We start from the raw sequence: 23,083 nt of genomic DNA, 5'->3' as shown, positions 1-23,083 counted from the left end.
CATGGTTCGCGCCGCCGTCCTGCCCGCCGTCGGGGCTCCGCTGGAGGTCACCGACATCGAACTGCCCGAGCCCGGCCCCGGCCGGGTCCGCGTCCGCCTGGCCGCCGCCGGCGTCTGCCACTCCGACCTGTCCCTGTCGAACGGCACCATGCGCGTCCCCGTCCCCGCGGTCCTGGGCCACGAGGGCGCCGGCACGGTGGTGTCCGTGGGGGAGGGGGTCGCCCATCTCGCGCCGGGCGACGGAGTCGTCCTCAACTGGGCGCCCTCGTGCGGCAGTTGCCACGCCTGCGGGCTCGGCGAGGTCTGGCTGTGCGCCAACGCGCTGAACGGCGCCGCCGACGTCCACGCCCGCACCGCCTCGGGCACCGAACTGCATCCCGGTCTGAACGTCGCCGCGTTCGCCGAGGAGACGGTCGTCTCCGCCGACTGCCTGCTGCCGCTCCCGGACGGCGTGCCGCTCGCCGACGCCGCCCTGCTGGGCTGCGCCGTACTCACCGGCTACGGCGCCGTGCACCACTCGGCGCGGGTGCGGGAGGGCGAGACCGTCGCCGTGTTCGGCGTCGGCGGGGTCGGCCTGGCCGCCCTCCAGGCCGCCCGGATCGCGGGAGCCTCGAAGATCGTCGCCGTCGACGTCTCCCCGGAGAAGGAGGAACTGGCGCGCGCGGCGGGAGCCACCGACTATGTGATCGCCTCCGAGAACACCGCCCGCGAGATCCGGGGCCTGACCGGCAAGCAGGGCGTGGACGTGGCCGTCGAGTGCGTGGGCCGCGCGACCACCATCCGCACCGCCTGGGACTCCACCCGCCGCGGCGGCCGCACCACGGTCGTCGGCATCGGCGGCAAGGACCAGCAGGTGACCTTCAACGCGCTGGAGATCTTCCACTGGGGCCGCACCCTCTCCGGCTGCGTCTACGGCAACTCCGACCCGGCCCGGGACCTGCCGGTGCTGGCCGGGCACGTGCGCGCGGGGCGCCTGGACCTGGGCGCGCTGGTGACGGAGCGGATCGCGCTTGAGGGGATTCCGGCGGCCTTCGAGAACATGCTCGCGGGCAAGGGCGGCCGGGCCCTGGTGGTGTTCTGAGCCTCTGATGTCGCCCGGGGCCCTCGGGTGCCCCGGGCAACCTTCCCGCACAACCGTTGACCCCATACCGCCCGGTCGGTACGTTCGCCGCCAACGTCCCCACGCACCCACCGGAGTGTGCACGCATGGACATGGCCCCCTCCGCTCACCCAGCCACCACGACCGCCCTCCCCACGGTCAACCGGCGCCGCGTTGCCACAGCGGCGGCCCTCGCCTCGGCCGTCGAGTGGTACGACTACTTCGTCTTCGGCATCGCCGCCGCCCTCGTCCTCGGCGATCTGTACTTCCCGGCCGGCAGCCCCACCGCCGGGGTGCTCGCCGCCTTCGCCACCTTCGCGGTCGGCTTCCTCGCCCGCCCCATCGGCGGCATCGTCGCGGGCCAGCTCGGCGACAAGCGCGGCCGCAAGCCCATGTTGGTCCTCGCGCTCACCCTCATGGGCATCGCCACCACCGGCATCGGCCTGCTCCCGACCTACGAGACGATCGGCGTCGCCGCCCCGATCCTGCTCGTCCTCTTCCGGGTGCTGCAGGGCATCGCCGTGGGCGCCCAGTGGGGCGGCGCGATGCTGATGGCCACCGAGTACGCCCCCGAGGGCAAGCGCGGCATCTACGGCAGCTTCGTCCAGCTCGGCGTCCCCATCGGCGTGGTGACCGCCAACACGGTGTTCCTGCTGGCCGGCGCGTTCACCACCGACTCCGAGTTCGCCGCCTGGGCCTGGCGTGTGCCGTTCCTCGTCGGCCTGCTCGTCCTCGTGCTCGCCTGGTACATCCACACGCGCGTCGAGGAGACCCCCGAATTCCGGGAGGCGGAGAAGAGGCTGGCCGAGGAGGAGAAGGTCGAGCAGTCCTCTCCGTTGCGGACGATCCTGCGCGACCACCTCGGTACGGTGCTCCTCGCCGGAGGCTCCTTCGCCGTGAACACGGCGACCTTCTACATCATCATCACCGGCGTGCTCGACTACACGACCCGCGAACTCGGTATGAAGAAGAGCGCCGTCCTCACCGTCTCGCTCTGCGTCAGCCTCACCCAGTTGGTGCTGATCCCGGCCGCCGCCGCGCTCTCCGACAAGATCGGCCGCATCCGTGTCTACGCGCTCGGCGCGGCCGGCATAGCCCTGTGGGCAGTCCCGCTGTTCCTGCTGATCGACACCGGTTCGCTGCTGTGGCTGGCGGTCGGCAGCTTCGTCGCGAGCTGCTTCCTCAGCATCATGTACGGCCCCCAGGCGGCCCTGTTCGCCGAGCTGTTCACGCCCGAGATGCGCTACACCGGCGCCTCCCTCGGCTACCAGATCGCGGCCGTGCTCGGCGGCGGGCTCGCCCCGTTCGTCATGGTGCTGCTGCTGGAGGCCACGGGCACCTCGATGGCGGTGTCCGCCTACATCATCGGCCTCGCCGTGATCGCCCTGCTGTCCATCAAGGTGCTGGCCGACAAGGCGCGTTCACGCTGACTCGCGGGTCTGCTCGGGTCGCGGCGCGCTCGCCACGACCCGGGCGGACCGGGTCCTGGACCGGGACACCGCCACACCCGCCAGACACAGCACCCCGCCCGCCAGCGTGAGCAGCCCGGGCACTTCGCCGAGCGCCAGCCACGACATCAGCACGACCAGCGCGGGCACCGCGTACGTGGTCGCGCCCATCCGGCTGGCGGTCGTCCTGGCCAGGGCGTACGCCCACGTGGTGAACGCGAGCGCCAGCGAGAAGACGCCCAGATAGACCAGGTTGAGCGTCGCGGACGGCGAGGCATGGGCCACGTCGTCGACGAGCTGCCCGGCGAACGGCAGGCAGAGCACCACGCCGACCAGGCACCCGTACGTCGTCACCTGGAGCGCGCTCGCATGGCCGAGCGCCGGCTTCTGCGCCACCGCGCCGCCCGCGTAGCCGATCGCGGCGAGCAGGCACAGCACCACGCCGAGCACCGAGGAGCCGCCCTCGCCCGACATCGAAAGACCCACGGTCACAGCGCCGGCGAACGACACCGCCATGCCCGCGAGCAGCCGCGGCGGCATCGGATCGCCGAGCAGCCGGGCGCCCAGCAGCGCGATGAGGATCGGCCCGGTGTTCACCACGAGGGCCGCCGTGCCGGCGTCCACCTGCTGCTCGCCCCAGCTCAGGACGACGCTGTAGAAGCCGAACCACAACAGCCCCGATATCGCGATCCCGGGCCAGGCCGCCCTGGGCGGCAGCCCCTCCCGGCGAACCAGACAGATGAGCCCCAGCACCACGGCCCCGACGAGCAGCCTCCCCAGCGCGAGCGCTCCGGGCGAGTACTCGGCCCCGGCACTACGGATGGAAACGAAGGCCGAGGCCCACATCACGACGGTGACACCGGCGGCACCGGCGGCGAGCAGCTCGGGACGGTTGGCGGAGGAGGTGCGCATCATGCTCCAGAGGCTAGGAGGGAGGAGAGGGCAAGGGCTCGCGGTTTTCGGACGGGGCGATGACAGCGCCGCTTCGAGGGGCGCGGGGCCGCTTCAATTTGCGGCTCCGCCGCGCGTCGACCGGCACGCCGGGCCCCGCGAAGACCCCGCCGACCACTGCCGACCAGGGGCGCGGGGCCGCTTCAATTTGCTGCTCCGCCGCGCGGGCGCGACCAGCCCCCACCCACCCGCACCCGACACGTCGACCGACACGCCGGGCCCCGCGAAGACCCCGCCGACCACTGCCGACCAGGGGCGCGGGGCCGCTTCAATTTGCGGCTCCGCCGCGCGGGCGCGACCAGCCCCCACCCACCCGCACCCGGCACACAACACAAGCCACCCCCCCCGGGAGCCGCCGCCTCACCCCAACGCCCCCGCCTCGATCCCCAAGAGCTCCCCCAGCACCCGCACCCCCGCCGGAGTCACCTTCACCGCCCGCTCCGACCCGATCCGCACGCACCACCCCGCCTCCAGCGCATGCCGGCACAGGGCCGCCCCCGAGACACCCGCGAGATGGGGCCGCCGTTCGGTCCAGTCGAGGCAGCCCCGGGCCAGCGGACGGCGGCCGCTGCGGTCGAGGGGGATGCCCGCGGCGTCGAACCAGCCGAGCCCCGCCTCGGTCAGCGCGAACCCGGTGTCCTGCCGCAGCAACCCCCGCGAGGTCAACGCGTCGGTGACCGCGATACCGAGCCGCCCGGCGAGATGGTCGTAGCAGGTCCGGCCGCGGGCCATCGCCGAACCGGCGCTGGACTCCCGCAGATTCCGGGGCCGGCGCACCGCACCGGGGCTCACCTGCGCGGCCAGGTCCTCCACCAGCTGTGCGACCCGCTCGTCGGCCAACCGGACGTACCGGTGCCGCCCTTGCCGCTCCTCGGTGAGCAGCCCGCCCCCGACCAGCTTGCCCAGATGCTCGCTCAGCGTCGACGCCGCGACGCCCGCGTGCCGCGCCAGCTCACCGGCCGTCCAGGCCCGCCCGTCGAGCAGCGCCAGCAGACAGGCGGCCCGGGTCTCGTCGGCGACGAGACCGGCGAGGCGGGCGAGCTGCGTCGCCTGGGGGTCCTTGGTGGCCATGCGTCCAGGATGGGGCACGGACACTTCGGCGACGGCCGAAGAGTCACCGGTGCCCGCCGCAACCGACCGAGCGCGGGCTCAGACGTCCCGGCCGACCTGCTCGTACTGCCGGGCCAGCCCGTCCAGCAGCGCCGTCAGCCCCGTCTCGAACGCCCGCTCGTCGATCTTCTCCTGCTGCTCGGCGAGGAGGTGGGCCTGCCCGAGGTGCGGGTAGTCGGCGGGGTCGTACGCGCTCGCGTCGTCCACGAAGCCCCCGGCGAACGAGCCCAGCGCCGAGCCCATGATGAAGTACCGCATCAGCGCGCCGATGGACGTGGCCTGCGCCGCCGGCCACCCCGCCGCCACCATCCCGCCGTACACGGCGTCGGCGAGGCGCAGCGCCGCCGGGCGACGGCCGGGCCCGCGGGCCAGGACGGGCACGATGTTGGGGTGGTCGCGCAGGGCCGCGCGGTAGGAGACGGCCCAGTCGTGCAGTGCGGTCCGCCAGTCCCGGCCGTCCTCGAACATCGACAGGTCGACCTGCGCGCTCACCGAGTCGGCGACCGCCTCCAGGATCTCGTCCTTCGTGCGGAAGTGGTTGTACAGCGACGGCCCGCTCACCCCGAGCTCGGCGGCGAGGCGGCGCGTGGAGACGGCCGACAGGCCCTCCGCGTCCACGAGTTCGCGAGCCGTCTCGACGATCCGGTCGTAGCTGAGGAGGGGCTTGCGCGGTCGGGCCATGGCGCACATAGTAGGGCTGCCCAACGGAAACTAGCAGTGCTAATTTAAATGTACGGCTTTCAATCTACGTCTGTGGGGTGACTCCGCATGAACCTGGAGCTCAGCGAGGAGCAGACCGCCGTCCGCCGCCTCGCCCGGGACTTCGTGGACCGCGAGATCGCGCCGAACGTCGTCGAGTGGGACCGTGCGGAGGAAGTGGACCGTGCCCTGGTCAAGAAACTCGGCGAGGTCGGCTTCCTCGGCCTGACGATCGACGAGGAGTACGGCGGCTCGGGCGGCGACCATCTCGCGTACTGCCTGGTCACGGAGGAGCTGGGACGCGGCGACTCCTCGGTGCGCGGGATCGTCTCCGTCTCCCTCGGCCTGGTCGCCAAGACGATCGCGGCCCGGGGCAGCGAGGAGCAGAAGCGCCGCTGGCTGCCCGGGCTCACCACGGGCGAGCTGGTCGGCTGCTTCGGTCTCACCGAGCCGGGCACCGGCTCCGACGCCGGGAACCTGTCCACGCGGGCGGTGCGCGACGGCGGGGACTACGTACTCAACGGCACCAAGATGTTCATCACGAACGGCACCTGGGCCGACGTCGTCCTGCTCTTCGCCCGGTCCACCGACGCGCCGGGCCACAAGGGTGTCTCCGCCTTCCTGGTTCCCACCGACACGCCCGGCCTGACCCGCCGCACCATCCACGGCAAGCTCGGCCTGCGCGGCCAGGCCACCGCCGAGCTCGTGCTGGAGGACGTACGGGTGCCCGCGTCGGCCATGCTGGGGGAGGAGGGCAAGGGCTTCTCGGTCGCGATGGCCGCCCTGGCCAAGGGGCGGATGTCGGTCGCCGCGGGCTGCGTCGGCATAGCCCAGGCCGCGCTGGACGCGGCCGTCCGCTACGCGGGGGAGCGCGAGCAGTTCGGCAAGCCGATCGCCCACCACCAGCTGGTCCAGGAGCTGATCAGCGACATCGCCGTCGACGTGGACGCGGCGCGGCTGCTGACCTGGCGCGTCGCCGATCTGATCGACCGCGGGCAGCCCTTCGCCGTGGAGTCCTCCAAGGCCAAGCTCTTCGCCTCCGAGGCGGCCGTGCGCGCCGCCAACAACGCCCTCCAGGTCTTCGGCGGCTACGGCTACATCGACGAGTACCCGGCGGGCAAGCTGCTGCGGGACGCCCGAGTGATGACCCTCTACGAAGGCACCAGCCAGATCCAGAAGTTGCTCATCGGGCGGGCGTTGACGGGAGTGTCGGCGTTCTGAGTATCCGCGCCCGCCGCCTAGGTACTTCGGCGGATGTGGTTACGGCCACATCCGCCGACCCTTGTCCCCATGAGTGACGCATCCGGCAAGCAGCAGAACACCGCCGCCTTCTACGGTCAGGCGGTCGCCTCCTTCGCGGTCGCCATGGCCGCCACCGCCATCGGCATCTTCAAACTCAACGCCGACGCCTGGGTGCGGGCCTTCCTCGCGATCGCCGTCCTGTACCTCGTCACCTCCGCCTTCACGCTCGCCAAGGTGATCCGGGACCGCCAGGAGGCCGACCGGCCCGCGTACCACCCCTTCGAAAAGCTCTGAGAACCCCGGACGCCCTGCCGGGCCGCTAAGCGCCCGCTCACCCTGGGCGGTATGGTGGTCCTTCTGTCAGCGAGAGGGGCGAGTGAGCGATGAGTACGGCGGAGGAGACGGCCGGCGGCGAGACGTCGGCGTGGGCCGAGGTCACGCCCGACGCGGCCCGGCGGCTGCTGATCGCCGCCGTGGAGGCCTTCGCCGAGCGCGGCTACCACGCCACGACGACCCGCGACATCGCGGGCCGCGCCGGCATGAGCCCGGCCGCGCTCTACATCCACTACAAGACCAAGGAAGAGCTGCTCCACCGGATCAGCAGGATCGGCCACGAGAAGGCCCTGGACATCCTGCGGACCGCGGCCCGGCGCGAGGGCACCCCCGCCGAGCGGCTCTCCGACGCCGTGAGCTCCTTCGTCCGCTGGCACGCCGGGGGGCGCACCACCGCACGGGTCGTGCAGTACGAACTCGACTCGCTCGGCCCCGACGCCCGCGCCGAGATCCTCGCGCTGCGCAGGCAGTGCGACGCCGAGGTGCGCGCGATCATCGAGGACGGGATGGGTGCCGGCGACTTCGACGTCCTGGACGTCAAGGGCACGACCCTCGCCGTGCTGTCGCTGTGCATCGACGTGGCCCGCTGGTTCAACGTCGACGGCCCCTGGACGCCCGACGAGGTCGGCGCGCTGTACGCCGACCTCGTGCTGCGGATGGTGGGGGCGAAGTAGGCCCCGGCCGGGAGCCCCGGCTACAGGTAGTAGCGCGAGACGGACTCGGCGACGCACACGGGCTTGTCCCCGCCCTCGCGCTCCACGGTGAACGCGACGCTGACCTGGACGCCGCCCGTCACGTCGTCCACGCCGGTGATCGTCGCGGTGGCGCGCAGCCGCGAGCCCACCGGCACCGGGGCGGGGAAACGCACCTTGTTCGACCCGTAGTTGACGCCCATCTTCACGCCCTCGACCTTGATGAGCTGGGGGCCGAAGAGCGGGAGCAGCGACAGGGTGAGGTACCCATGGGCGATGGTCGTCCCGAAGGGACCGGTCGCGGCCTTCTCCGGGTCGACGTGGATCCACTGGTGGTCACCGGTGGCCTCGGCGAAGAGGTCGATCCGCTTCTGATCGACCTCCAGCCAGTCCGTGTACCCCAGCTGCTCGCCCACCGCCGACCTCAGTTCGTCGACGGAGGTGAAGATCCTCGGCTCTGCCATGTCCCGGCCTCCCGCGTCACGTATGCCCAGTGTGTGATGTGCCCAGTGAGCAATGCCTGCGCCCATGTCTAAGCAACTGCTTAGCATGCTAGGTGGCGGAGCCTCTGTCAACGGACCGGGAGGGTGACGCGGGTAGGTAGGTTTGAGGGGTGCCCCAGATCCCCGAGAAGATTCACGAGCTCACGGTCGGCCAGCTGTCCGCCCGTAGCGGCGCCGCCGTCTCCGCCCTGCACTTCTATGAGTCCAAGGGCCTCATCAGCAGCCGGCGCACCTCCGGCAACCAGCGCCGCTACACCCGTGACACGCTGCGCCGCGTCGCCTTCGTGCGGGCCGCGCAGCGCGTCGGCATCCCCCTGGCCACGATCCGGGACGCCCTCGCCGAACTCCCCGAGGAACGCACGCCCACCCATGAGGACTGGGCACGGCTGTCGGAGGCGTGGCGCTCCGAGCTGGACGAGCGCATCAAGCAACTCAACCGTCTGCGCGACCACTTGACCGACTGCATCGGCTGCGGCTGCCTCTCGCTGGACGGCTGCGTCCTGTCCAATCCGGACGACGCCTTCGGCGAGAGGATGGCGGGGTCGCGACTGCTGGTGGAGCGAGGGAGAGGGCGTCGGGGTTGAGGCGTCGCAGCGCTGCCGCCGTTCGGGGGTGAGGCGTCGCAGCGCTGCCGCCGTTCACTCGTACTCCGTGCCGCCCTTGCGTGTCAGATAGGCCGGACTGACCGCCTTCGCGATGGCTCGGCCGCCGGTCACCGTGCTGTATCGCTCGACGGCCGGACGTATCACCACGCCCTCCCGCAGATGCAGCTCCCGCCCGGACACGGTCTCGCGCCCGCTCGCGACCTCCAGGACCCGCTCGATGTCGAAGGGGCCCTCGAACAGCCGCGGCACCAGGGGCAGTTCCCCGTCCAGGACTTCCGCCGCGTCCAGCCAGCGCACCTGCCCGTCGATCTCCGCGGACACGTCGAACGCGGCGTACCCGAGCGTCTCGCGCCGGCCGTCGGCGCCGTACGTCAGGTCCTGCACGCCGGCCCCGAAGACCTCGCCGAAGACGCCGACCCGCCGGGCCCCGAGCCGTTCGGCCAGCCGGGCCGCCGCCTCGGCGACGCCGTGTCCCCGGATCGCCCGCCAGTACAGGTTCCGCGACTCCTCGCGCAGCGCCATCGACTTCGATCCGAAGCCCTTGGAGGAGACGTAGACCCGCTCCTCGTCGGCGACGTAGGTCAGCAGGCAGGCGGAGCCGTGCAGCTTTTCGGTCAGGACCACCGGCTCGCCGGGCGTGAAGATGTCCGGATACCGCTGGATGTTCTCGATGTCGACCCACGGCAGCAGATCCGGCGCCGATTCCACGTCTCCCGACATCGTCGGAGGGATCGGCGGCACCCACTTCGTGATCCCGAGCAGCTCGGCGAAGTCGGTGCCCTGCGCTGCCGCCCGCGTCAGGTCCACGTCGCCCAGCGCCTTGGGCCGGCACACGATCCCCTGCGACAGCTCACCGCGCAGCCGCACCGCCTTGACCCGGTCGGACGCGCTGCCCGCCAGCCGCCCGGTCAGCCCCAGCTCCTCGATCAGGCCGGCCGGCAGCACCGCCTGTTCGGGGATGTACACCGCGGCCTCACCGGAGCGGTACGCGCCCTTGGCGACGACGGCCCGGTACAGACCCACCTGGGCCAGCTCCAGCGCGTCGGCGTTGGGATGTTCATGGACGGTCAGCACTTCGGCGGTGACGCGCAGCGTCGACATGAGGGGGCTCCTTCAGGTCCTCGGTTCTCGTTTCATCGCCCCCAACTGTCCGTACGGGAAAGCGATGGAGCGACCGATTTACGCCCTGCTATCGTCGCGGACCCCGCCCGGGCGCTCAGGGCAGTCGGCCGTACTGGACCAGTCCCTCGGCCACCAACCGGGCGTTGGACACGGCCCGTTCGCCGTTCGGCAGGGTCAGCGTGTCCTCCAGGCCGATGCGCGTCGCGAGTCCCAGCCGTCCCGCCAGCCGCAGCACCGGCCATGCGCCCCCGTCCTCCCCGTGCAGCAGCACCGGGCGGCCGAACGCCGGGCCCAGGTCGGCAAGCAGCGCACGCGCGCTCGCCTCGGCCGTCTCCGCCGACGTGTCCGTGACCTCCGCCAGCACCCGCAACACCCGTGGCCCCAGCGGCGAGGCGGCGAACCGGGCCGCGCCGTCCGTGCCGGACCAGATGCCCGCCTCCACGCCCACGCCCCGCTCGATCAGCGCCGCCGCGAGCTCCTCGGCGCCCGCCTCGTGCCAGTTGACCGAGGCGTGGTCCGGCAGCACCGTCCAGCTGCGGACACGCGCCGGCCGCGCCAAGGGATCCGGCTCCGTCCAGGCGCCCGTCGTCACCCCGACCGGCACCGACACCCGGGCCCGTATCGCCTCCAGCGTCGACGCGAGCACGCGCGGCGAGAGGCTGTCCTGTCCGCAGGGGGTCTTGGGGTGGACGTGGATGTCCGTGGCCCCGGCCGCGACGGCCTCGGCCGCGGATTCGGCCAGCGCCTCGGGCGAGAGCGGCACCACGGCGCCGTCGCCCGCTCCGCGCGGTCCGTTCAGACACACCTGGATCATGTGTCGATGGTGCCAGTCACCACTGACAGTCGTCGCTGCCCCGGCAAAGGGGGGGTGCGGCATCCCCGGCGCACCCCCGTCGTACTAGGCGGACATCAGCAGCCGCCGTCCGCGCCTGGCCGCCGCCAGCGCCTCCGGCGTGAGAACCGGACGCGGCACCACGATCCCGCAGTCCGTGCAGACCGGGCCCGACGAGGGTTCATGGGCCAGGTCGTACTTCCAGATCAGCCGCCCCCCGCTGCACGCCGGGCACTCCGAGCCCGGTTCGCGCTCCAGCGCGGAGATCAGCCGGCGCAGCACCTCGCCCAGGGGTTCCTGCGGGTGGACCCGGGGGTCGTCGCACCAGGCGACTCCGAAACCGCCCCAGGTCAGCCGGTGCCAGTCGTCCACGCTGCCCGGCCTGCGCAGTCCGTCGTGCTTTTCCTTCTTGCGCCGCTCGGCGAACTCGACCTCGTAGGCCAGCCAGACCGAACGCGCCTCCTCCAGCTCCTCCAACGCGGCCACGAGCCGCGCCGGGTCGGGCGAGCGGTCCTCGGGACCGAATCCCGCCCGGGAGCACAAGTGGTCCCAGGTCGCCCTGTGCCCGTAAGGAGCGAACCGCTCCAGGCACTTACGCAGCGAGTAGCGCCGCAGCGCGAGATCGCACCGCGGATCGCGCACCTGTCTCGCCAGACTCCGGAAACCGGCCATCGCCCTGCACCTCCGTCACATCTGCACCTGTACTTCGGTCACTTCGGCGTTGCCGCACGGACTTCGTGCGACGTTGACGAATAGACGTATCGACAAGCGATTCGGCTCCATCCGATTTCCGACGGCCTCCAAAGCGAGTCCTGGTGACTCGAAAAGTGACGCATGTTCATCTTCAATCCCGGGGATACCGCCGGTAACACTCTCGGCCCACCCTCGTCGGTAGGAGCTGCCATGCCACGGCGTACCCCACGCACCGCGCCAGTCAGACTGAGAACTCCCGGCAGATCTCCCGGGTTCCTGAAGGCCGCATCCGTATGCGCGCTGATTGCCGGACTTTTGTCTCCTCTTTCCCCGGCGGCCGCAGCGCCCCCGGTCGCGGCGGCCGAGGCCGCCGCCGCAAACGACCACTGCGGGAACCAGTGCTCCGACATCCTGCCGCCCGGCCAGAACGGCAACGCCACCCTCGCCCAGATCCTGCTCAACCAGGCCTTCGGCACGCAGCCCGAGCACGCGGAGGACCAGCTCGGCCCGTACGCCAACCTGGCCAAGGGCTACTCCGGCCTCACCAATGCGACGATTCTCAACTTCTTCAACGACGCCTCGTTCGGCGTCCCGTCCGATCAAGTCGCCTCCACCGTCAGTCCCGCAGGGCGCGGTGATGTGACGATCGTCCGCGACAAGAAGACGGGTGTGCCGCACATCACCGGTACCACCAGATACGGCACGGAGTTCGGTGCGGGCTATGCCGCGGCCCAGGACCGGCTGTGGCTGATGGACGTATTCCGCCACGTCGGACGCGGCCAGCTCACCTCCTTCGCGGGCGGCGCGCCCTCCAACCAGGGCCTGGAGCAGCAGTTCTGGCGCAACGCGCCCTACACCGAGGCCGATCTCCAGGCGCAGATCGACAACGCCGTCGCCTCCAACGGCGAACGCGGACAGCTGGCCCTGGCCGACGCCAAGGCCTATCTCGACGGCATCAACGCCTACATCGACGCCTCCGACAGCGGCCGCTACTTCCCCGGCGAGTACGTCCTGACCGGCCACAAGGACTCCGTCACCAACGCCGGCACCATCGAGCACTTCAAGGTGACCGACCTGGTCGCGCTCGGCTCGGTGATCGGCGCCCTGTTCGGCTCCGGGGGCGGCGGCGAGGTCAACAACGCGCTCTCCCTGCTCGCCGCTCAGGAGAAGTACGGCGTGACCGAGGGCACCAAGCTGTGGGAGTCGTTCCGCGAGCGCAACGACCCCGAGGCCGTCGTCACCGTCCACGACAAGAGCTTCCCGTACGCCACCAAGCCCGCCGACCCGCAGGGCGAGGCCCTGCCCGACGCCGGCTCGGTGAACGAGGAACAGCTCGTGTACGACCGTACGGGCAGCGCGTCCGGCGCGGCGGCGTCCGGCGCCACGACCACGGCCGCCCGGACGGCGATGACCTCGGCGAAGCGGGGCATGTCCAACGCCCTCGTGGTCGGCGGCGAGCACACCGCGAGCGGCCACCCGGTCGCCGTCTTCGGACCGCAGACCGGCTACTTCGCACCCCAGCTGCTGCTCCTCCAGGAGATACAGGGACCGGGCATCAGCGCCCGCGGCGCCTCCTTCGCCGGCCTGAGCATGTACGTCGAGCTCGGCCGCGGCCAGGACTACTCGTGGAGCGCCACCACCTCCGGCCAGGACATCATCGACACCTACGCCGTCGAGCTGTGCCAGGACGACTACCACTACCTGTACCGAGGCACCTGCACGGCGATGGAGAAGATCGAGCAGAAGAACTCCTGGAAGCCCACGACCGCCGACAGCACCCCCGCGGGCTCGTACACGATGCGCGTGTGGCGCACGAAGTACGGTCCCGTCACCCACCGGGCGACCGTCGGCGGCAAGAAGGTCGCCTACACCACCCTGCGCTCCTCCTACATGCACGAGGCCGACTCCATCATCGGCTTCCAGATGCTGAACGACCCGGACTACGTCAAGGGCCCCGAGGACTTCCAGAAGGCCGCGCAGCACATCAACTACACGTTCAACTGGTTCTACGCCGACTCCGAGCACACCGCCTACTACAACAGCGGCGACAACCCGGTCCGCGCGAGTGGCGTCGACGCGGAGTTCCCGGTGTGGGCGCAGCCGGCGTACGAGTGGCGCGGCTGGAACCCGGCGACGAACACGGCGACCTACACCCCGCCGTCCGAGCACCCCAACTCCATCGACCAGGACTACTACGTCTCCTGGAACAACAAGCAGGCCAAGGACTACACGACCGCGTCCTGGGGCGACGGCTCGGTGCACCGCGGCAACCTGCTGGAGAACCGGGTGAAGAAGCTGGTCACCGCGGGCGGCGTGACCCGCGCCTCGCTGGTGAAGGCGATGGCCGACGCGGCCCTCGCCGACCTGCGCGCCGAGGACGTCCTGCCGGATCTGCTCAAGGTCGTCAACAGCTCCCCGGTGACCGACACCACGGCGGCCGCGGCCGTGAGCAAGCTCCAGACGTGGCTGTCGGCCGGCGGCAGGCGCACCGAGACGTCAGCCGGCTCGAAGAAGTACGCCGACGCCGACGCGATCCGCATCCTGGACGCCTGGTGGCCGCTGCTGGTGAAGGCCGAGTTCGAACCGGGCCTCGGCAGCGAGCTGTACACGGCGATGACCGCCAACCTGCCTGTCGACGAGTCCCCGTCGGCCGGGCACGGCCCGACCGGCTCGCACGCCGGCAGCTCCTTCCAGTACGGCTGGTGGAGCTACGTCGACAAGGACATCAGGGCCGTGCTCGGTGAGTCCGTACAGGGCCCGCTCGACCGGAAGTACTGCGGCGGCGGCAGTCTCGGCGCCTGCCGGGACCTGCTGATCAGCACCTTGAAGACGGCCGCGGGCCGGACCGCGGCCCAGGTCTACCCGGGCGACGACCAGTGCTCGGCGGGCGACCAGTGGTGCGCCGACTCGATCGTCCAGCGCACCCTGGGCGGCATCAAGCACGGCAGGATCAGCTGGCAGAACCGGCCTACGTACCAGCAGGTCGTGGAGTTCACGTCACACAGGTGACGGTGGGCGGCCGGCGGCGGGGTCAGTGGATGCGCCCCGCCGCCAGCACCAGCCGCGCCAGCTCGGGATGCACGATGTCGCTGTGGGCACCCGCGGGCGGCCCGCCCCGCCGGACCACCGCCGCCGCGTCGACGTTCACGCACCCCGACGCGGGCAGCTTCGCCCGCAGCGCGCCGGCCAGGTCGTACGACTTCGTCCCCGGCACCGCCTGGACCCCGTCGTGCCCCATCGCACCCCACTTGGCCCCCAGCATCCGGCCGATGTCCGGCGCCGCGATCCCGCGCGCGTCCCCGGCCATCCGGGAGGCCAACGGGTACATCGTGGACAGGGCCGAGTCGTGCCGTGAGTGGCAGCACACCAGCGGCCCGTCGATCCGGTTGTGCTGGCCCTCCAGCACCCCGCCCGCGCGGGCGTCGTGCGGCAGCCGGGACGCGAACGCGTAGTGCGAGAAGGCGCCTTGGAGCAGTGTCACGGACTTCACCGACCGCACGCCCTTGGGCAGCGCGCGCAGCGCGAACGACACCAGGCGCGCGCCGAAGCTGTGCCCGACGAGATGCACCCGCAGCTCGGGCGAGCGGGCGGCGAGCTGCCCGACGATCCGGCCGAGTCCGCGCTCGCCGACGGTCCCCGCGCGCCGCTTCATCGCGTAGTACGTCGCCTGCCGCAGCAGCTCGTGCGCGCCCTCCCAAGGGTTCGGCAAGGAGAAGGACGCCACGCCGTCCGGCGCCGAGTCCGGGGCCGGGGCGTCGAGGTGCGTCAGCGCCTGCGCGAAGTCCTCGCACACGGCCGCGGTGGAGTCCGCGAAGAGGTCCGGTGAGTCCTGCGGCACTCCCTCGCACAGCGTGTCCGCCGCGAACAGCGCCTGCGGCCCCGGCGGCACGACGTCCACCAGCAGCCGCACGAGGCGCCCGAACTCCGCCAACTCGGCCTCCTCGCGCGGCTGCTGGTCCAGCAGCCGCGCGATCTGCTCGATCACGGTCGCCCGTCCAGGGAACGTCTCCAGCAGGGCGTGCCGGGTGTCCTTGTCGAGCGCCGGCCGGCGCGGCATCTCGGCGGCCACGGCCCGCGGGAAGTCCGGGATCGGCTCGTCCGAGAACCGCATCGACGGCCAGACCACCCCGACGTACCCGACCCTCGCCTCGGGCACGAGTCCCGGGATCGGCGCGAAGAAGCCGTCGTAGAGGCGGGTCGCGCCCGCGCGGTCGTTGTTCCAGCCGTGCGCGAAGACGATCAGATCACGGACGTCGTGCCGCGCGACTCCGGCGAGCAGCCTGTCCCGCCGGCCCGCGTCCGGGTCCCCGTCCGCGTCGAAGGTCAGCTCCCAGTACGGACTGACGCCCACTGCCGGTTCCGCCATGACAGGCCCCCTCGTCCCCCGTGACAGTGCGATACGGGCGCATCGTCCTGCCGGCGGGCGGGAATGGCCATACGTCGGCACCCCATCCGTGGGCCGCTCATGTGTACAGCAGGTACTCCCGGCGGGTCCGGCGGAACGCCGACAGCTCCTGCTGCCAGTCCGCGACCACCTCGTCCGCGCTCGCGCCCGCGTCGATCAGCGTCCGCACCCGGGTGTTGCCGGTGAGCTTGTCGATCCAGTTGTCCGGGCGCCAGGCGAACCCGCTCCACACCTTCTTGGCGGTCACCAGCAGGGCGATTCCGGTGCGGACGGGGTCGTAGGCGGCGCGGTCGTGGATGTGGATCTGCACCCCGCCGACGGTCTTGCCCTGGAACTTCGAGAACGTCGGCGCGAAGTACGCCTCCCTGAAGTGCACACCGGGCAGCCCGAGTGCCTCCGCCGCCTCGGCCCAGCGCCGGTCGATACCCTCCGCGCCGAGCAGTTCGAAGGGCCGGGTGGTGCCACGGCCCTCGGAGAGGTTCGTGCCCTCGAAGAGACAGGTGCCCGAGTACACCAGGGCCGTGTCCGGGGTGGGCATGTTGGGGCTCGGCGGCACCCAGGGCAGACCCCAGGCGTCGTAGAACGAGGACCGCTTCCAGCCCGACATCCGTACGGTCTCCAGGGGGACCGGGGTGGTCAGGAACTCCCCGTTGAACAGTCGCGCCAGCTCGGCGACCGTCATGCCGTGCGCCTGGGAGACGGGCCTGCGGCCGACGAAGGTGGAGAACTCCATGTGCAGGACCGGTCCCTGCGCGGCGCGGCCGGTCACCGGGTTCGGCCGGTCCAGCACGACGAAGCGCTTGCCGGCGAGTGCGGCCGCCTCCATGCAGTCGAAGAGGGTCCAGATGTAGGTGTAGAAGCGGGCGCCCGCGTCCTGGATGTCGAAGACGACCGTGTCGACGCCGGAGGCGGTGAAGATGTCGGCGAGCGGCTGACCGCTCTTGAGGTACGTGTCGTACACGGGGAGGCCGGTCGCCGGGTCGTCGTAGCGGCCCTCCGAGCCGCCGGCCTGGGCGGTGCCGCGGAAGCCGTGCTCGGGGCCGAAAACGGCCCGCAGGTTCACCCTTTCGTCGGCGTGCATGACGTCCACGATGTGACGGACGGTCCTGGTGACGCCGGTGGGGTTGGTGACGATCCCGACCTTTTGGCCTTCGAGGACCGAGTAGCCGTCGGCCGCGAGTCGCTCGAAGCCGGTCCGTAGGCGCGTGGGGCGCTCCGACGCTGACGCTGCGGAAGGGAGGGATGCTGCTGCCGTTGTCGCTGCGAGTAGGGCTCGTCTGGATAGGCGCATGGGGGGCACGGTATTGCTCCCGCAGGTTGTGGGGAAGGTGCCGGTCCGTCGTGGCTCGTCGCGCCCACGGGGCGGAGCCGCACATCGATACAGCCCCGCGCCCCTTCGGGCGCGACAGCTCCCCTTCCTTGAGACATACCGACCGGTTAGTCTGACGATCGCAGGAGAGCCGCAGTCGAAGGAGACCGATGGTGGAAGCCGTGCAGGGTGCCGGAGTCGTCGTTACCGGGGCTGGGGGTGGCATCGGCGCGGCGCTCGCCCGGCGGTTCGCCGCCGAAGGGGCTCGTGTCGTCGTCAACGACCTCGACGCCGCGAAGGCCGGGGCCGTCGCCGAGGAGATCGGAGGCATCGCGGTTCCCGGCGACGCCTCCGCGATCGTCGACGACGCCCGGGACGCGCTCGGCGGTGCCGTCGACGTCTACTGCGCCAACGCCGGTGTCGCCTTCGGCGGGCCCGAGCTCGACGACCTCGCCGACGAGAAGGCCTGGTCGGCGTCCTGGGACGTCAATGTCATGGCCCACGTCCGTGCCGCCCACGCCCTGCTTCCCGAGTGGCTGGAGCGCGGCAGCGGACGCTTCGTCTCCACCGTCTCCGCCGCCGGCCTGCTCACCATGATCGGCGCCGCGCCCTACGCCGTCACCAAGCACGGCGCCTATGCCTTCGCCGAGTACCTGTCGCTGACCTACCGCCACCGCGGGATCAAGGTGCACGCCATCTGTCCCCAAGGCGTGCGCACCGACATGCTGAACGCCACCGGCAGCGCGGGCGACCTGGTGCTCAAGCCCACCGCCATCGCGCCCGAGGACGTGGCGGACGCCCTCTTCAAGGGGATGGAGGAGGATCGCTTCCTGATCCTGCCGCACCCCGAGGTGGCCGGGTTCTACCAGGCGCGGGCCGGCGACCCCGACCACTGGCTGGCCGGTATGAACCACATCCAGCGGAAGTGGGAGGAGACCCTGTGACCCACTCCGGCTACACCACCAAGCCCTGGCTGGCGCTGCTCAGCGACACCCAGCGCGCCCCGATAACCCCCGACGACTCCCTCGTGCACGCTCTGCGCCGGGTCGCCGAGCGGCATCCCGACCGCCCCTTCCTCGCCTACTTCGACGGCCGTCTGACCTACCGCGAGGTCGACGAGCTCAGCGACTCCGTCGCCGGCCACCTCGCCGCGCGCGGCCTGGAGCGCGGGGAGCGGGTCGCGGTCCTGCTCCAGAACTCCCCGCACTTCGTGCTCGCCGTGCTCGGCGCCTGGAAGGCCGGGGCGGTCGTCGTGCCCGTCAACCCGATGTACAAGTCGGGGGAGGTCACCCACGTCCTGCGGGACGGCGACGTGGCCGCGCTGATCTGCTCCGACCGGGCCTGGGAGACGTATCTGCGCGAGACGGCGGCCGGCTCGCCGGTGCGGATCGTGCTCACCGGGTGCGAGCTGGACTTCCAGACCCGCGGCGACGCGCGCGTGCTGACCTTCGAACGGCTCCCGCAGGCCGCCGACGCCGACGACCTCGCGGCGGTCGCGCGCGACGGGCACAAGGCGCCGCAGGACCGCGACCCCGGCCCGTCCGACATCGCGCTGATCAGCTACACCTCGGGCACCAGCGGCACGCCCAAGGGCGCCACCAACACGCACGGCAACATCATGTACAACGCCGAGCGGCAGCGCACCGGCCTCGCGCTGCCCGAGGCGCCCGTCTACTTCGCGATGGCGCCGCTGTTCCACATCACCGGGATGGTCGCCCAGTTCGCCGCCTGCCTCGACAGCGCCGGACTGCTCGTGCTGGCGTACCGCTTCGAGGCGGGCGTCGTGCTCGACGCGTTCGCCGAGCACGGGCCGCACTACACCGTCGGCCCCTCGACCGCCTTCATGGCGCTGGCCGCCCACCCGGACGTCCGCCGCGAGCACTTCACGTCCTTCGTCAACATCTCCTCCGGCGGCGCCCCGCTGCCGCCCGCCCTGGTGGAGAAGTTCCGGGCCGGCTTCGGGCCGTACATCCGCAACGGCTACGGCCTCACCGAGTGCACCGCCCCCTGCGCCGCCGTGCCGCCCGGCCTGGAGGCCCCAGTCGACCCGGCCTCCGGGACGCTCGCCGTGGGAGTGCCGGGGCCCGAGACGGTCGTACGGATCGTCGACGACCAGGGCGAGGAGGTGCCGTTCGGCGAGCAGGGCGAGATCGTCGTACGGGGGCCGCAGGTCGTCCCCGGCTACTGGCGGCGCCCCGACGCCACCGCCGAGACCTTCCCCGACGGCGAGCTGCGCACCGGCGACATCGGCTTCATGGACGCCGAGGGCTGGCTGTACGTCGTCGACCGCAAGAAGGACATGATCAACGCGTCCGGCTTCAAGGTCTGGCCGCGCGAGGTCGAGGACGTGCTCTACACGCACCCGGCGGTGCGCGAGGCGGCCGTCGTCGGCGTACCCGACGGGTACCGCGGAGAGACCGTCAAGGCGTACATCAGCCTCCGTCCGGGTGCCGAAGCGGACCCCGACGCACTCGCCGCGTACTGCCGGGAGAGACTGGCGGCCTACAAATACCCGCGGCAGGTGGAGGTCCTGCCCGACTTGCCCAAGACGGCAAGTGGGAAGATCCTCCGTCGGGAACTTCGTTCCCGCGCGAACGACGGCTAGACAGCGGTCGGCACCACGGCAGGCGGAACATCTCGGAAGGGCAGGTGGCGGCACAGTGGCCAGGACGACGGACGGAGACGGTACGCCCGTCCCGCAGCGGCTGCTCGCCGCCGCCACCCGGCTCTTCGCGGAGCAGGGCTACGACCGCACCTCGGTGCAGGAGATCGTCGAGGCGGCCGGCGTCACCAAGGGTGCGCTGTACCACTACTTCGGCTCCAAGGACGACCTCCTGCACGAGGTGTACGCGCGCGTGCTGCGCGTCCAGCAGGAGCGGCTCGACTCCTTCGCGGACGCCGACGAGCCGGTCGAGAAGCGGTTGCGGGCCGCGGCGGCGGACGTCGTGGTGACGACCATCGACAACCTCGACGACGCGATGATCTTCTTCCGCTCGATGCACCACCTGAGCCCGGAGAAGAACAAGCAGGTGCGCGCCGAGCGCCGGCGCTACCACGAACGCTTCCGTGCGCTCATCGAGGAGGGCCAGGAAGCGGGCGTCTTCTCCAGGGCGACCCCGGCCGACCTGGTGGTCGACTACCACTTCGGCTCCGTCCACCACCTGTCGACCTGGTACCGCCCCGACGGCCCGATGAGCCCCCAGCAGCTCGCCGACCACCTGGCCGACCTGCTGCTGAGGGCTCTGCGGCCCTAGCCGACGGGTACCTCAGCTCACAGGTACTTCTTCAACTCCCGTCGCGCCAGCGACCGCTGGTGGACCTCGTCAGGACCGTCGGCGATCATCAGGGTGCGCGCCCCGGCGTACAGCTCGGCCAGCGGGAAGTCCTGGCTGACGCCGCCCGCGCCGTGCAGCTGGATCGCGCGGTCGATGATGTCGACGACCGCGCGCGGGGTGGCGATCTTGATGGCCTGGATCTCGGTGTGGGCGCCCCGGTTGCCGACGGTGTCCATCAGCCAGGCCGTCTTCAGCACCAGCAGCCGCAGCTGCTCCACGGTCACCCGCGCGTCGGCGATCCAGTTGTGCACCACGCCCTGCTGGGCCAGCGCCTTGCCGAAGGCCGTGCGGGAGGCCGCCCGGCGGCACATCAGCTCGATCGCCCGCTCGGCCATGCCGATCAGCCGCATGCAGTGGTGGATCCGGCCGGGGCCGAGCCGCGCCTGGGCGATGGCGAAGCCGCCGCCCTCCTCGCCGACGAGGTTGGAAACCGGCACGCGCGCGTGGTCGAAGATCACCTCGGCGTGGCCGCCGTGGGAGTGGTCCTCGTAACCGAATACCTGCATGGCGCGCTTGATCGTGACGCCCGGGGTGTCGCGGGGGACCAGGACCATGGACTGCTGACGGCGGATGTCCTCGCCGTCCGGGTCCGTCTTGCCCATCACGATGAGGATCTTGCAGTCCGGGTTCATCGCCCCGGAGATGTACCACTTGCGGCCGGTGATGACGTACTCGTCGCCGTCCCGCTCTATGCGCGTGGTGATGTTGGTGGCGTCCGAGGAGGCCACCTCCGGCTCGGTCATCGCGAACGCCGAGCGGATCTCACCCACCAGCAGCGGCTCCAGCCACTGCTTCTTCTGCTGCTCGTCGCCGAACTGGGAGAGCACCTCCATGTTCCCGGTGTCGGGCGCCGCGCAGTTCGTGGCCGTCGGTGCCAGGTGCGGGGAACGGCCGGTGATCTCGGCCAGCGGGGCGTACTGGAGGTTGGTGAGACCGGCGCCGTACTCGGCGTCGGGCAGGAAGAGGTTCCACAGGCCCTGCCTGCGGGCCTCGGCCTTGAGCTCCTCCACCACGGCCGGGGTGTCCCAGGGGGACGCCAGCGCGGCCCGCTGCTCCTCCGCGACCGCCTCGGCCGGATAGACGTGCTCGTCCATGAAGGCCAGCAGTTTGGCGCGCAGTTCCTCGGTGCGTGCGTCGAACGCGAAGTCCATGTCCCGTCAGCCTTCCTGGATGCCTTCTTGAAGAGTGGTCAGGCCGTGCTCGATGAAGACCGGGACCAGGTCGCCGATGCGGTCGAAGCCGCGGCCGACCGTCTGGCCCAGCGTGTAGCGGTAGTGGATGCCCTCCAGGATCACGGCGAGCTTGAACCAGGCGAACGCCGTGTACCAGGAGACCGCGGAGACGTCGCGCCCCGAGCGCTCGGCGTACCGCTGGATCAGCTCGGCGGGGGAGGGGTGTCCGGGCGCCTCGGCGGTCGTGGAGACCGGGGAGTGCTTCATGCCCAGCGGCATGCTGTACATCACCAGCAGGCCGAGGTCGGTCAGCGGGTCGCCGAGCGTCGACATCTCCCAGTCGAGGATCGCCTTGATCCGGTCGTCCTCGCCGATCAGGACGTTGTCGAGGCGGTAGTCGCCGTGGATCACCGTCGCCGTGGGGGAGGAGGGCAGCTGCCGGCCCAGCGTGGCGTGCAGCTCGTCGATGCCGGCCAGCTCACGGTTGCGGGAGGCGTCCAGCTGCTTGCCCCAGCGGCGCAGCTGGCGGTCCAGGAACCCCTCGGGGCGGCCGAAGTCCTCAAGCCCCACTGACGCCGGGTCCACCGCGTGCAGCTCGACGAGGGTGTCCACCAGCGACAGCACCGCGCCCCTGGTGCGCTCGGGGCCGAGCGGGGCCAGCTGGTCGGCGGTGCGGTACGGGGTGCCCTCGACGAACTCCATGACGTAGAACGGCGCGCCGAGCACCTCCTCGTCCTCGCACAGCAGCGCCGGCCGCGGCACCGGCACGTCCGTCGGGTACAGGGCGCTGATGACCCGGTGCTCGCGCTTCATGTCGTGCGCGGTGGCGAGGACATGGCCGAGCGGGGGGCGTCGTACGACCCAGTTCGAGGTGCCGTCGGAGACCGCGTAGGTGAGATTGGACCTGCCACCCTCGATCAGCCGGCCGGTCAGCGGACCGTGCGCCAGACCGGGCCGCTCGCGCTCGAGCAGGCCGCGCAGCCGGTCCAGGTCGAGGCCGGGCGGATGGTCGGGGCTCATACGTGGCTCCTAAAGGCAGGTGAACGCGACCTGACTCATGATGCCGACCAGTCGGTATGTCGTCCAGTACAGGAGCCGAACGTGATCGGGGCCACGATAGGCCGACAGCTCCCCGCGTCGGGCGCCTGGGAGCTGTCGTTGGGAAGCTTTTTGGACTCGGCGGGGTGCCTGTGACCTCAGTGGTCGTCCCAGTGGCCGTCGTGCGCGGCGTGCCGGTGGCCGTCGTGGAGGTAGTCGACGTGGTCGCCGTGCAGCACGCTCTCGTGCCCGCAGTCGGCGCCGTGCCGGTGGGTGTGGCCCTCGTGCGCGTTGTGGCCGTCCGTCTCGCACTCGTCCCAGTGCCCGGCGTGCTCGCGGTGCAGATGGCCGTCGTGGGCGTAGTCGGTGTGGTCGCCGTGCGGCACCGCGGTGTGCCCGCAGGAGGGGCCGTGGGCGTGCGCGTGGGAGCGGTGTTCCGTATGGAGGGTGGTCATGGTGCTCACCTTCGGAGGAGCGGGTGATGACGTCGGACAG

Annotated in this window: 22 protein-coding genes; 10 read left to right on the top strand and 12 right to left on the bottom strand. The window is 71.4% G+C overall.

Translation table 11 applies throughout. The features are described 5' to 3' along the window. Window position 1 precedes the first annotated feature (1 nt). Window positions 2-1,081, top strand: a complete 1,080-nt coding sequence (locus tag PGH47_RS08840; protein ID WP_271662951.1) for a Zn-dependent alcohol dehydrogenase — start codon at window positions 2-4, stop codon at window positions 1,079-1,081. Between the two features lie 125 nt (window positions 1,082-1,206). Then, window positions 1,207-2,529, top strand: coding sequence for an MFS transporter (locus tag PGH47_RS08835; RefSeq protein ID WP_271662950.1), 1,323 nt, complete (start codon window positions 1,207-1,209; stop codon window positions 2,527-2,529). Here PGH47_RS08835 and PGH47_RS08830 read toward each other — a convergent pair. The 3 genes from PGH47_RS08830 to PGH47_RS08820 form a co-directional block, all read right to left on the bottom strand. Further along, a complete protein-coding gene (locus tag PGH47_RS08830; RefSeq protein ID WP_271668012.1) occupies window positions 2,521-3,459 on the bottom strand; it encodes a DMT family transporter in 939 nt (312 codons plus the stop codon). The genes PGH47_RS08835 and PGH47_RS08830 overlap by 9 nt on opposite strands. 399 nt (window positions 3,460-3,858) lie before the next feature. Beyond that, on the bottom strand, window positions 3,859-4,569 hold the full coding sequence (locus PGH47_RS08825) for an ArsR/SmtB family transcription factor (RefSeq protein ID WP_271662949.1): 711 nt from the start codon (window positions 4,567-4,569) through the stop codon (window positions 3,859-3,861). 78 nt (window positions 4,570-4,647) lie between these two features. Then, on the bottom strand, window positions 4,648-5,289 hold the full coding sequence (locus PGH47_RS08820; protein WP_269645565.1) for a TetR/AcrR family transcriptional regulator: 642 nt from the start codon (window positions 5,287-5,289) through the stop codon (window positions 4,648-4,650). Window positions 5,290-5,376: 87 nt separating this feature from the next. On the opposite strand from PGH47_RS08820, the gene PGH47_RS08815 reads away from it, so the two are divergent. The 3 genes from PGH47_RS08815 to PGH47_RS08805 all read left to right on the top strand — a co-directional run bounded on the left by PGH47_RS08815 (window position 5,377) and on the right by PGH47_RS08805 (window position 7,556). Further along, window positions 5,377-6,528 (top strand): acyl-CoA dehydrogenase family protein, encoded by a 1,152-nt coding sequence (locus PGH47_RS08815; RefSeq protein ID WP_126901925.1) that lies wholly within the window; start codon window positions 5,377-5,379, stop codon window positions 6,526-6,528. A 69-nt stretch (window positions 6,529-6,597) separates the two neighbouring features. Beyond that, window positions 6,598-6,843 carry a YiaA/YiaB family inner membrane protein gene (locus PGH47_RS08810; RefSeq protein ID WP_030955107.1) on the top strand — a complete coding sequence of 82 codons (246 nt, stop codon included), beginning with the start codon at window positions 6,598-6,600 and terminating at the stop codon, window positions 6,841-6,843. 89 nt (window positions 6,844-6,932) lie between these two features. Further along, a complete protein-coding gene (locus tag PGH47_RS08805; RefSeq protein ID WP_107909204.1) occupies window positions 6,933-7,556 on the top strand; it encodes a TetR/AcrR family transcriptional regulator in 624 nt (207 codons plus the stop codon). A gap of 20 nt (window positions 7,557-7,576) precedes the next feature. On the opposite strand, the gene PGH47_RS08800 is transcribed toward PGH47_RS08805, so the two are convergent. Beyond that, entirely contained in the window at window positions 7,577-8,038 is a 462-nt protein-coding gene (locus PGH47_RS08800) for a MaoC family dehydratase (protein ID WP_271662948.1), read from the bottom strand. A 149-nt stretch (window positions 8,039-8,187) separates the two neighbouring features. Here PGH47_RS08800 and soxR point away from each other — a divergent pair, with 149 nt between their 5' ends. Beyond that, a complete protein-coding gene (gene soxR / locus PGH47_RS08795; protein WP_271662947.1) occupies window positions 8,188-8,661 on the top strand; it encodes a redox-sensitive transcriptional activator SoxR in 474 nt (157 codons plus the stop codon). A 54-nt stretch (window positions 8,662-8,715) separates the two neighbouring features. On the opposite strand, the gene PGH47_RS08790 is transcribed toward soxR, so the two are convergent. The 3 genes from PGH47_RS08790 to PGH47_RS08780 all read right to left on the bottom strand — a co-directional run bounded on the left by PGH47_RS08790 (window position 8,716) and on the right by PGH47_RS08780 (window position 11,308). Next, window positions 8,716-9,783 (bottom strand): RNA ligase (ATP), encoded by a 1,068-nt coding sequence (locus PGH47_RS08790; protein ID WP_271662946.1) that lies wholly within the window; start codon window positions 9,781-9,783, stop codon window positions 8,716-8,718. 115 nt (window positions 9,784-9,898) lie between these two features. Further along, on the bottom strand, window positions 9,899-10,618 hold the full coding sequence (locus PGH47_RS08785; RefSeq protein WP_271662945.1) for a 3-keto-5-aminohexanoate cleavage protein: 720 nt from the start codon (window positions 10,616-10,618) through the stop codon (window positions 9,899-9,901). Window positions 10,619-10,702: 84 nt separating this feature from the next. Next, entirely contained in the window at window positions 10,703-11,308 is a 606-nt protein-coding gene (locus PGH47_RS08780) for a hypothetical protein (RefSeq protein WP_269642899.1), read from the bottom strand. Between the two features lie 231 nt (window positions 11,309-11,539). On the opposite strand from PGH47_RS08780, the gene PGH47_RS08775 reads away from it, so the two are divergent. Beyond that, window positions 11,540-14,338: a penicillin acylase family protein gene (locus tag PGH47_RS08775; protein ID WP_271662944.1), complete on the top strand. Its 2,799-nt coding sequence runs from the start codon at window positions 11,540-11,542 to the stop codon at window positions 14,336-14,338. 22 nt (window positions 14,339-14,360) lie between these two features. Here the strand turns inward: PGH47_RS08775 and PGH47_RS08770 are convergent, their stop codons facing one another. Both PGH47_RS08770 and PGH47_RS08765 read right to left on the bottom strand, forming a co-directional pair. Beyond that, window positions 14,361-15,695 (bottom strand): serine-threonine protein kinase, encoded by a 1,335-nt coding sequence (locus PGH47_RS08770; protein WP_271662943.1) that lies wholly within the window; start codon window positions 15,693-15,695, stop codon window positions 14,361-14,363. A gap of 97 nt (window positions 15,696-15,792) precedes the next feature. Next, window positions 15,793-17,025 carry an exo-beta-N-acetylmuramidase NamZ family protein gene (locus PGH47_RS08765; protein WP_271662942.1) on the bottom strand — a complete coding sequence of 411 codons (1,233 nt, stop codon included), beginning with the start codon at window positions 17,023-17,025 and terminating at the stop codon, window positions 15,793-15,795. A gap of 188 nt (window positions 17,026-17,213) precedes the next feature. Here PGH47_RS08765 and PGH47_RS08760 point away from each other — a divergent pair, with 188 nt between their 5' ends. Genes PGH47_RS08760 through PGH47_RS08750 form a run of 3 tightly spaced genes read left to right on the top strand, consistent with a single transcriptional unit; the run spans window position 17,214 to window position 20,297 of the window. Then, window positions 17,214-17,987: an SDR family oxidoreductase gene (locus PGH47_RS08760; RefSeq protein ID WP_271662941.1), complete on the top strand. Its 774-nt coding sequence runs from the start codon at window positions 17,214-17,216 to the stop codon at window positions 17,985-17,987. Further along, complete coding sequence (locus PGH47_RS08755) at window positions 17,984-19,648, top strand: class I adenylate-forming enzyme family protein (protein ID WP_271662940.1); 1,665 nt, start codon at window positions 17,984-17,986, stop codon at window positions 19,646-19,648. The genes PGH47_RS08760 and PGH47_RS08755 overlap by 4 nt, the downstream gene beginning before the upstream one ends. Before the next feature lie 55 nt (window positions 19,649-19,703). Then, window positions 19,704-20,297, top strand: coding sequence for a TetR/AcrR family transcriptional regulator (locus PGH47_RS08750; RefSeq protein WP_271662939.1), 594 nt, complete (start codon window positions 19,704-19,706; stop codon window positions 20,295-20,297). A gap of 17 nt (window positions 20,298-20,314) precedes the next feature. Here the strand turns inward: PGH47_RS08750 and PGH47_RS08745 are convergent, their stop codons facing one another. From PGH47_RS08745 to PGH47_RS08735, 3 genes are all read right to left on the bottom strand, one after another. Beyond that, window positions 20,315-21,529 carry an acyl-CoA dehydrogenase gene (locus tag PGH47_RS08745; RefSeq protein WP_271662938.1) on the bottom strand — a complete coding sequence of 405 codons (1,215 nt, stop codon included), beginning with the start codon at window positions 21,527-21,529 and terminating at the stop codon, window positions 20,315-20,317. Window positions 21,530-21,535: 6 nt separating this feature from the next. After that, window positions 21,536-22,570, bottom strand: a complete 1,035-nt coding sequence (locus tag PGH47_RS08740; protein ID WP_271662937.1) for a phosphotransferase family protein — start codon at window positions 22,568-22,570, stop codon at window positions 21,536-21,538. A gap of 176 nt (window positions 22,571-22,746) precedes the next feature. Further along, the gene (locus PGH47_RS08735; protein ID WP_107909216.1) at window positions 22,747-23,043 is read right to left on the bottom strand and encodes a hypothetical protein; all 297 of its coding nucleotides are present in this window, start codon (window positions 23,041-23,043) and stop codon (window positions 22,747-22,749) included. Window positions 23,044-23,083: the final 40 nt, after the last annotated feature.

The sequence above is a fragment of the Streptomyces sp. HUAS 31 genome (assembly GCF_028198125.1).
GTDB classification, from domain to species: Bacteria; Actinomycetota; Actinomycetes; order Streptomycetales; family Streptomycetaceae; genus Streptomyces; species Streptomyces chartreusis.
Note: the sequence above shows the minus strand (reverse complement) of the source record. Positions and strands in the feature narration are given on the sequence as shown.

Bases quoted from the DNA above. Each gene is read 5' to 3' on its own strand.
- PGH47_RS08805 (WP_107909204.1), top strand. From the start codon at position 6,933: ATGAGTACGGCGGAGGAGACGGCCGGCGGCGAGACGTCGGCGTGGGCC.
- PGH47_RS08745 (WP_271662938.1), bottom strand. From the start codon at position 21,529: ATGGACTTCGCGTTCGACGCACGCACCGAGGAACTGCGCGCCAAACTG.
- PGH47_RS08840 (WP_271662951.1), top strand. From the start codon at position 2: ATGGTTCGCGCCGCCGTCCTGCCCGCCGTCGGGGCTCCGCTGGAGGTC.
- PGH47_RS08785 (WP_271662945.1), bottom strand. From the start codon at position 10,618: ATGATCCAGGTGTGTCTGAACGGACCGCGCGGAGCGGGCGACGGCGCC.
- PGH47_RS08740 (WP_271662937.1), bottom strand. From the start codon at position 22,570: ATGAGCCCCGACCATCCGCCCGGCCTCGACCTGGACCGGCTGCGCGGC.
- PGH47_RS08800 (WP_271662948.1), bottom strand. From the start codon at position 8,038: ATGGCAGAGCCGAGGATCTTCACCTCCGTCGACGAACTGAGGTCGGCG.
- PGH47_RS08780 (WP_269642899.1), bottom strand. From the start codon at position 11,308: ATGGCCGGTTTCCGGAGTCTGGCGAGACAGGTGCGCGATCCGCGGTGC.
- PGH47_RS08825 (WP_271662949.1), bottom strand. From the start codon at position 4,569: ATGGCCACCAAGGACCCCCAGGCGACGCAGCTCGCCCGCCTCGCCGGT.
- PGH47_RS08760 (WP_271662941.1), top strand. From the start codon at position 17,214: ATGGTGGAAGCCGTGCAGGGTGCCGGAGTCGTCGTTACCGGGGCTGGG.
- PGH47_RS08815 (WP_126901925.1), top strand. From the start codon at position 5,377: ATGAACCTGGAGCTCAGCGAGGAGCAGACCGCCGTCCGCCGCCTCGCC.
- PGH47_RS08775 (WP_271662944.1), top strand. From the start codon at position 11,540: ATGCCACGGCGTACCCCACGCACCGCGCCAGTCAGACTGAGAACTCCC.
- PGH47_RS08790 (WP_271662946.1), bottom strand. From the start codon at position 9,783: ATGTCGACGCTGCGCGTCACCGCCGAAGTGCTGACCGTCCATGAACAT.
- PGH47_RS08810 (WP_030955107.1), top strand. From the start codon at position 6,598: ATGAGTGACGCATCCGGCAAGCAGCAGAACACCGCCGCCTTCTACGGT.
- PGH47_RS08735 (WP_107909216.1), bottom strand. From the start codon at position 23,043: ATGACCACCCTCCATACGGAACACCGCTCCCACGCGCACGCCCACGGC.
- PGH47_RS08765 (WP_271662942.1), bottom strand. From the start codon at position 17,025: ATGCGCCTATCCAGACGAGCCCTACTCGCAGCGACAACGGCAGCAGCA.
- PGH47_RS08820 (WP_269645565.1), bottom strand. From the start codon at position 5,289: ATGGCCCGACCGCGCAAGCCCCTCCTCAGCTACGACCGGATCGTCGAG.
- PGH47_RS08830 (WP_271668012.1), bottom strand. From the start codon at position 3,459: ATGCGCACCTCCTCCGCCAACCGTCCCGAGCTGCTCGCCGCCGGTGCC.
- PGH47_RS08770 (WP_271662943.1), bottom strand. From the start codon at position 15,695: ATGGCGGAACCGGCAGTGGGCGTCAGTCCGTACTGGGAGCTGACCTTC.
- PGH47_RS08835 (WP_271662950.1), top strand. From the start codon at position 1,207: ATGGACATGGCCCCCTCCGCTCACCCAGCCACCACGACCGCCCTCCCC.